This window comes from Oleiphilus sp. HI0128 (assembly GCF_001635365.1).
This window is the reverse complement of the sequence record NZ_LWGG01000791.1, coordinates 1-7201: the sequence shown is the minus strand read 5'-3', so window position 1 is coordinate 7201 and position 7201 is coordinate 1. Positions and strand designations below refer to the sequence as shown.

The following is a 7201-nucleotide window of genomic DNA, read 5'->3' as shown; positions in this document are numbered from 1 at the left end:
CAGCGTTCACACCCTGCTTCTCGATAGTGCAAAAATATCGCTATTTGAAGACGAGCAAGGAAAAGCCAATTGGCTTAATATTCTACCAACACAAGAAACAGCGGCACTGGAAAAAGACACCTCGGAAACGAAAGCAAAAGATTCAAATCAAGACTCAAAAAACCAGAAGACTTCTGAGCTTTCGTTTTTACTCAGCCAGCTAAGCATATCTAACCTAAACATTGCTTATACATCAGAGCTCAAAAACCAAAGCATTAAACTTTCACCTGCGAGTATTAAGGTTTCAAACATAGCACCAAACAAAGATGTACCCTTCGACATAGACTTCACCTTCGAAGACACCATAGAAAAACTAACACTCAATTCTAATATTATTGGCCTTATCGAGTTTTCACCTGACTTTTCAAAAATTACGGTAAAAGAACTCAAGAGTAATTTTGAAGCGAATGGCGCCTTCTCTCAGTTCGAAGTAATTAATGCAAGTCTCGACAGCAAATTCACTGTGAACACCAGTAAAGAAGAAATAGTGGTTGAGGAGCTTTTCCTCATACTCGAGGAACTCAAGCTTGATAGTCAGTTAAGCCTTACAAACTACTTAGAATCACCTCACCTTCAAGGGCAAGTCCAAGTCAACAAGTTCAACCCCAAGATTCTAGCCGAGAGATTTGGAATTGCATTACCCACCTTATCTTCACCTGAAGCGCTAAACGCATTTAGCCTTTCGAGTAAGCTCGAATTTAAAGACCAGGCTCTATACTTTCAACAAATCAACACACAAGTAGATAAGAGTTCATGGCAAGGAGACCTTACATTCAATAGCAGTAATCAAGCGTTTGCACTTAGCCTTGTCGGTGACTCAGTTAATATCGATAATTATTTACCCGCCGAAGAGGAAAATAACAACACCCAAGCAAGCGCCAACGATGAAGCACCAACGAACAACCAAACCAACTCAGAGCTTCTGCCACTAGAAACACTGAGACAGCTCGATCTAGACATATCTTTAAAACAACAAAGCTTAATTGCAAACAAAGTCCTGATCGAAAATCTTAATGTCGAATTAGCCGCAAAGAACGGAATCGTCAGCGTAACAAACCTGTCTGCGAAGTCTCATGAAGGCATACTAAACACGAGCGCAAAAATAGATGCGCGTAGCAACAAACCTACTTGGCAAGCCGATACAAAGATATCAAACCTTAACTTAGGCACTCTGATTCAAGCGCTGGAAATTCAAAATGCCGAGGACAGCGCTAGCCTCAGTGGCACTCTCAATTTTAGTGCTGCGCTGACAAGTCGTGGTAACACCTTAAGCGAAGTTCAAAGCAATGCCTTGGCTCAATCCGAATTTGAAGTACTCGACGGTGAAGTTCAAGGCATAAACTTCAAGGCACTAAGCTGCAAAGGATTGGCCCTAATAAATAAAGATTCTATCGATACTAACAACTGGCCAAAAGCCACACCTTTTGATCTGCTTAAAGGCAGCGCCAGTTTGAAAGATGAGATTCTCACGAACAATTTCGAGCTAACAAGCTCCGGATTGGCGATGAGCGCCGAAGGCCCTATCAACCTGAGCGCAACATCGCTAGACATAAAAACCGGCTTACGCGTCATTGGCGACTCTAATGAGCATGCCTGCAGGGTTAATGAAAAGTTCAAAGACATTCCTGTTCCTGTAAGATGCAAAGGAAAATTTGATACGCCTCCAGCTGAGCTATGTAAACTGGACAGCAAACGTTTACTCGATGCGACCAAGCAAGTAGCTGCTAAAGAAGCAAAGCGTAAATTAGATAAAGAACTGGATAGAGCCTTAAACAAACACCTTGGCGACAAAGATGAAATCAAAGATGCTGCCAAGAACCTACTCAAGAAACTATTTTAATGTCCACAGATAAAAGCTCATCAATCTTTGCAAATCGCCTACTAAATTGGTTCGACCAACACGGTCGCAAAAACTTACCCTGGCAAATAGACAAAACACCCTACAGGGTTTGGGTATCTGAAATTATGCTCCAGCAAACCCAGGTCAGCACAGTTATCGACTACTTCAAACGCTTTATGGCAAGCTTTCCTGATGTTAAAAGTTTGGCAGATGCTGACGAAGACAGCGTGCTCGAACATTGGGCCGGTTTAGGCTATTACGCCCGTGCGCGTAATCTACACAAAGCAGCAAAACAAATATCTTATGACCTGGATGGCGTCTTTCCCGAAGATGTTGACGGCTTAAGTGCCCTGCCAGGCATTGGTCGTTCAACTGCTGGCGCTATTCGTAGCATTGCTCACAAACAATATGCCCCGATTCTTGATGGCAACGTAAAACGGGTTTTATGTCGTTATCACGCCATCAAAACCTGGTCTGGCGAAAGAAAAACCGAACAAAAGCTATGGCTACTCGCAGATGAACACACACCGCAAGATCGTGTTGATGACTATACACAAGCCATCATGGATCTTGGCGCAACACTCTGCACACGCAGCAAACCTAAGTGCACAATTTGTCCAATGCAGGAAGATTGCCAGGCAAACAAAGCAGACCTACAACATGCCCTACCGGTTTCAAAACCCAAAAAAAAGATCCCTCAAAAGAAAACCTGGGCACTGCTAATTGAGTCTGATAAGGGAGTCCTACTTGAGAAAAGGCCGCCAAGCGGAATATGGGGTGGTTTATATAGCTTGCCAGAGGCACCACCCTCACTCACGCCACCAGACTTGATTCAATACTGCACCGAGAACTTTGGCATAGAAACAGAACTACTAGAAAGACACCAAAGCATTCACCATACCTTTTCTCATTACAAACTAGAGATACAGCCGGTTAAATTAAAGCTAAAAGCGTCACTACCAGAAGTACGCTCATCAGATAGGCTAAAGTGGATCCAAGAACATCAGCTTTCTAAATTAGGCCTGCCGGCACCAATATCTTCCTACCTTGAAAAGCTAAATTGTGATGATTTATTCAGATTAAATGACTAAGATTGACCCATCACATGCTATTTACTTACCACACGAGATCGAAACATGAGTCGCACTGTTTTTTGCAGAAAGTATCAAAAAGAACTGAAAGGCCTGGATACCCCGACAATGCCAGGAGAAGCGGGCCAAGATATTTTTAACAACATCTCTGAACAAGCCTGGAAAGAATGGCAAAATAAACAAACCATGCTGATTAACGAACGACAGCTCAATATGATGAGCGCCGAAGACCGAAAGTTCTTGAAAGAACAGATGCATAAATTCTTTAATAATGAAGACATTGAAAGCATAGAGGGCTATGTTACGCCTACAAAATAATCAAAATTTACGTTTGTGATTTTTTTTTAGTTTTAGCTCTTGACTCATCGAAACGAAACAGGTTTAATACGCCCCCGTTGCAGACATACCGAGACGCAACAAGTTGTACCAGTGCAAGATCAAGCACTTTAAATAATTGATATGCCCGGTTAGCTCAGTCGGTAGAGCAGAGGATTGAAAATCCTCGTGTCCTTGGTTCGATTCCGAGACCGGGCACCATTATTCGAAGAACCCGATCATCGCAAGATGTTCGGGTTTTTTCTTGTCTGCGATTTAGCCCAACCGTAAAAATATCGGTTGAATTATCACTTTCTGAATCGACAAATTTTAACTAAACACTTTTCTGTTTCAATTCATCTATACATCACCGTTTTTTCCGTCATACTAAGACAATGCAACATAAACCTGATGATTTTATCGCCCCGCCTTGCCACGAACATATCAAGATTCTTTATCAAGATGAGCATTTATTGCTCATTAACAAGCCGAGTAAATTGCTGAGTTTGTCAGGACAGAACCCTCTCAATATTGATTCAGTTCATTACCGACTCGTTAAAGACTTCCCTAGTGCTAGGTTGACTCACCGGCTCGACTTCGGCACCTCAGGTATTATGCTGGTCTCGCTTAGCAAAAGCGTTAATGCTCATATTGGAAAACAGTTTCAGGCAAGGTCGATAAAAAAGTCATATTGCGCGATATTAGAAGGCACACTCGAAAAAGATGAAGGTACGATTAGCTTTCCAATCGCAAAAGATGTGGCCAATTTTCCATTCCAGAAAATCTGCTACGAAACAGGTAAAGAGGCGATAACAAAATTTCAAGTTATTGAGCGCTACCTGAACCCTGACTTGACCAAGGTAACATTCACACCATTGACAGGACGAACCCATCAACTGCGAATTCATAGCCGCGAAATCTTACACCCTATTATTGGCTGTGACTTATATGCAACAGAGCGTAGTAAAGCAATGGCTGACCGCCTAATGCTACATGCAACAACATTGGAGTTTGTACACCCTATTTCAGGAAAACAAATAAAGGGCTTATGCCCCTCTCCATTTTAGCCGATACTAAACGCTGGAATGATATTCATTAACTCTACTCTTTCCCTTGAGTTAGTGCCGCTCCCCACAAGCAAAAAGTATGAGAAAAATCACTTTTCACTATTAAAAAAAATGAACATTCCCGTCTCACCCTCTAAGCTAGACCCTCATCAAAGCAAAGGAAAATTCTGTCCCGGTATTTAACTGAGATCTGACGCTAATGATACTGTCATGCAATTCAAGTATCTTCTGAACGATACTTAGACCAAGGCCAGCGCCGTCTTTCCTAAGCTCAGGATTTACGTCTGACGTAGACTGGTAGAAACGCTTAAAAACATAAGGGATATCTTCGGCAGCGATGCCACGGCCAGTATCAAAAACACCGACTTGAACGCCGCGTCCTTCTAACTTCAGTGACAAGGTAACTTCACCACTTTCTTTACTGTGAGAGATAGCATTATCAATCAGGTTCTGGAGCACCCTCTGCATAAGAGAAATATCGGCATTCACCAAAACATTCTCATCAGGCACTTTTGCGATCAATTCAAGCCCCTTTTCTTGCGCTCGTAATTCATAGTCTTGTCGCACATCGTAAACAAGCTCAGTCAAGGAGAATATCTCGTATTGTGGCTGAACCCTCCCCGCTTCTAGTTTAGATAATTCAAATAATTGACTAACTAAATCCCTTAAACGCTTGCTATGACGATGCGCCACTTCCAAATATTTTCTCTGCTTAGCAGAGTCTAGCGTCTCGGACTTGATAATGAGTGTTTCCAAATAGCCCTGCATGGCTGCCAATGGCGTTCTTAAGTCGTGAGAGACATTAGATATTAACTCCCTTCTTAAGCGATCACTTTCAGCGAGTTGATCAAACTGGCTTTGTATTCGTTGGCGCATAAGCGAAAAGGAACTCGATAAAACTTCAATTTCATCACTGTTACTCCTTAATTCCCAAGCATCACTTGTGCCTAGCTCAGCCTCACGATAAGTTCGAATTTCCTGAGCCAGCTTCCTCAGTGGGCTAGTAATTCGCTTGAAAGATAACAAAGCTGAGAAAACGAAGAATAGCGATATTGCGCACATCGCTCCTAAGACAATGCGAATGATATGGCTGCTTTGCAGTGATTCGGCTATCGAGGCAGACTCATGACTAGCGAGCACGATATACAGAAAGCCTTTCTGCTTACCCTGAAAGAAGACAGGCGCGGCAGAGAATATATTGAGTTTATCAGGCTCTCTTGGATTACTCCCCAAGACTGCCTCATTCCCCTCACCCTTTAGCCATGAGTCTATTGCCCGTACATTGACCTGACCTTTATCGATTGAGGCGTCGGGTAGCGCATGCCCTAATACTTGACCATTATTATCCAACAAATAAACTTCAACACTTGGATTGATCATCATGGTATTGATTGCGATCCCCTTAAGTGCCTTTTTATTGATATTAAGGCTGCCATTTTCTCGCTCTGCTTTGTCTAAAAACAAAGGCTCAGATAAATGATCCAGTATGTACGGTGCCAAGTCACGATGGAGCCGCTGGGTAACTTCTTGATGATATTTATCACTGCTCCATAGCGCTAAGACAAAGAACATCCCTGTCACAAAAATACCGATGATAGATATGGTGACAGCCAGCTTTGTATAAAACGGCAGCTTTCGTCTCATCGCACCCTTTTCAATGTTCTTACTCTCCAAAACGATAACCCACCCCCCAAATTGTATTAATATATACAGGGTTTGAAGAATCCGATTCCAGTTTTGATCGCAAGCGATTTATATGAGAGTTAACGGTATGCTCATAACCTTCGTGACCATAACCCCAAACCTTGTCAAGAAGCTCACTACGTTTAAAGACCTTTCCCACATGAGATGCAAAGAACCAAAGTAAATCGAATTCTTTCGCTGTTAGATCTAGCGTCTTTTCAGCTAATTTTGCTTTTCTAGAAGAGGAATCTAAAGAAAGGCTAAGATAGCTCAATACACTCGCTTCAGGTCTTGGTTTCTCACTCTGGGCAGACCGTCTAAGCAATGCTTTTACTCTTGCCTTTAGTTCGGCCACACTAAAAGGCTTAACTAAGTAATCATCAGCACCAATCTCTAGACCTAAGACTCTATCCAACTCAGTTGAACGGGAAGTCACCATCATCAGCGGCACATAAATTTGTGAGACTCGAAGCATTCTACATAGCTCCAAACCGTCTATGCCTGGCAGTTGTAAGTCTAAAATAATGGCGTTCCACTGCTCTGATCTCGCTCGCTGAAAACCCTCAACGCCATCACTAACAACTAAAATATCGGCGTTTAAGTCTCGAAGGTGAAGCGACATAAGGTCTGCGATATCGGGGTCATCTTCCACAATCAGAAAACGCTTTCTATCAAGGTCAGAAAGAACATCAACCGCTTGTAAACTTTTACTCTCCATATGAAGGTTCATTCTCTGCTCCCTAGCATTTATCATAAGCCTGTTTGAGACCATAAAAACGAGGAGAGAGTGAGGCTACTAAGCTTAAGAATAACAACATTCAAAAGCCCTCAAACAACGTGCGCTAACGAATACGTTCCACGCGAACATTCACAGCCGGGTTATCCCAACGGTGAACCTCACCTAAGGTTGAGCTTGATAAACCGTCGTCCTGAGTCACAACACCTGGGTGCAGATATGCTGCGTCCCGAACATCATCACGCGCAACATTGAACCCTTCACGATCGCCACCTTGTGCTGCAGGCCCGGGAATTGTGTCTGCTGTCTCGGTGTTCGCTTCAGTGCCCGTATCATAGGTCAGCAATTCAAAACTCATACTCTCGTCAATCTCTAGTGTGCTAATTGCTTTACCGTTTAAAGCTGCAATAGCATCATTCGAGTTAACCAA

7 protein-coding genes and 1 tRNA gene are annotated in these 7201 nt (G+C 42.8%); 5 read left to right on the top strand and 3 right to left on the bottom strand.

The window, feature by feature from the left end:
* The 5 genes from A3763_RS11385 to A3763_RS11365 form a co-directional block, all read left to right on the top strand.
* Positions 1-1879, top strand: a 1879-nt coding sequence (locus A3763_RS11385; protein ID WP_068760043.1) for an AsmA family protein, incomplete at its 5' end; no start/stop codon positions are given.
* Positions 1879-2970 carry an A/G-specific adenine glycosylase gene (gene mutY, locus A3763_RS11380; protein WP_068511288.1) on the top strand — a complete coding sequence of 364 codons (1092 nt, stop codon included), beginning with the start codon at positions 1879-1881 and terminating at the stop codon, positions 2968-2970. The genes A3763_RS11385 and mutY, both read left to right, overlap by 1 nt.
* A gap of 45 nt (positions 2971-3015) precedes the next feature.
* Entirely contained in the window at positions 3016-3288 is a 273-nt protein-coding gene (locus A3763_RS11375; protein WP_068553869.1) for an oxidative damage protection protein, read from the top strand.
* Between the two features lie 143 nt (positions 3289-3431).
* Positions 3432-3507, top strand: a tRNA-Phe gene (locus A3763_RS11370).
* A 173-nt stretch (positions 3508-3680) separates the two neighbouring features.
* On the top strand, positions 3681-4352 hold the full coding sequence (locus tag A3763_RS11365; protein WP_068553871.1) for a pseudouridine synthase: 672 nt from the start codon (positions 3681-3683) through the stop codon (positions 4350-4352).
* A gap of 138 nt (positions 4353-4490) precedes the next feature.
* Here A3763_RS11365 and A3763_RS11360 read toward each other — a convergent pair whose 3' ends face one another.
* From A3763_RS11360 to A3763_RS28615, 3 genes are all read right to left on the bottom strand, one after another.
* Positions 4491-6026 (bottom strand): cell wall metabolism sensor histidine kinase WalK, encoded by a 1536-nt coding sequence (locus A3763_RS11360; RefSeq protein WP_068553872.1) that lies wholly within the window; start codon positions 6024-6026, stop codon positions 4491-4493.
* Complete coding sequence (locus A3763_RS11355) at positions 6016-6765, bottom strand: response regulator transcription factor (protein WP_231872177.1); 750 nt, start codon at positions 6763-6765, stop codon at positions 6016-6018. The genes A3763_RS11360 and A3763_RS11355 overlap by 11 nt, the downstream gene beginning before the upstream one ends.
* A gap of 112 nt (positions 6766-6877) precedes the next feature.
* The coding region (locus tag A3763_RS28615; protein ID WP_197482889.1) for a spondin domain-containing protein at positions 6878-7201 on the bottom strand (324 nt) is incomplete at its 5' end.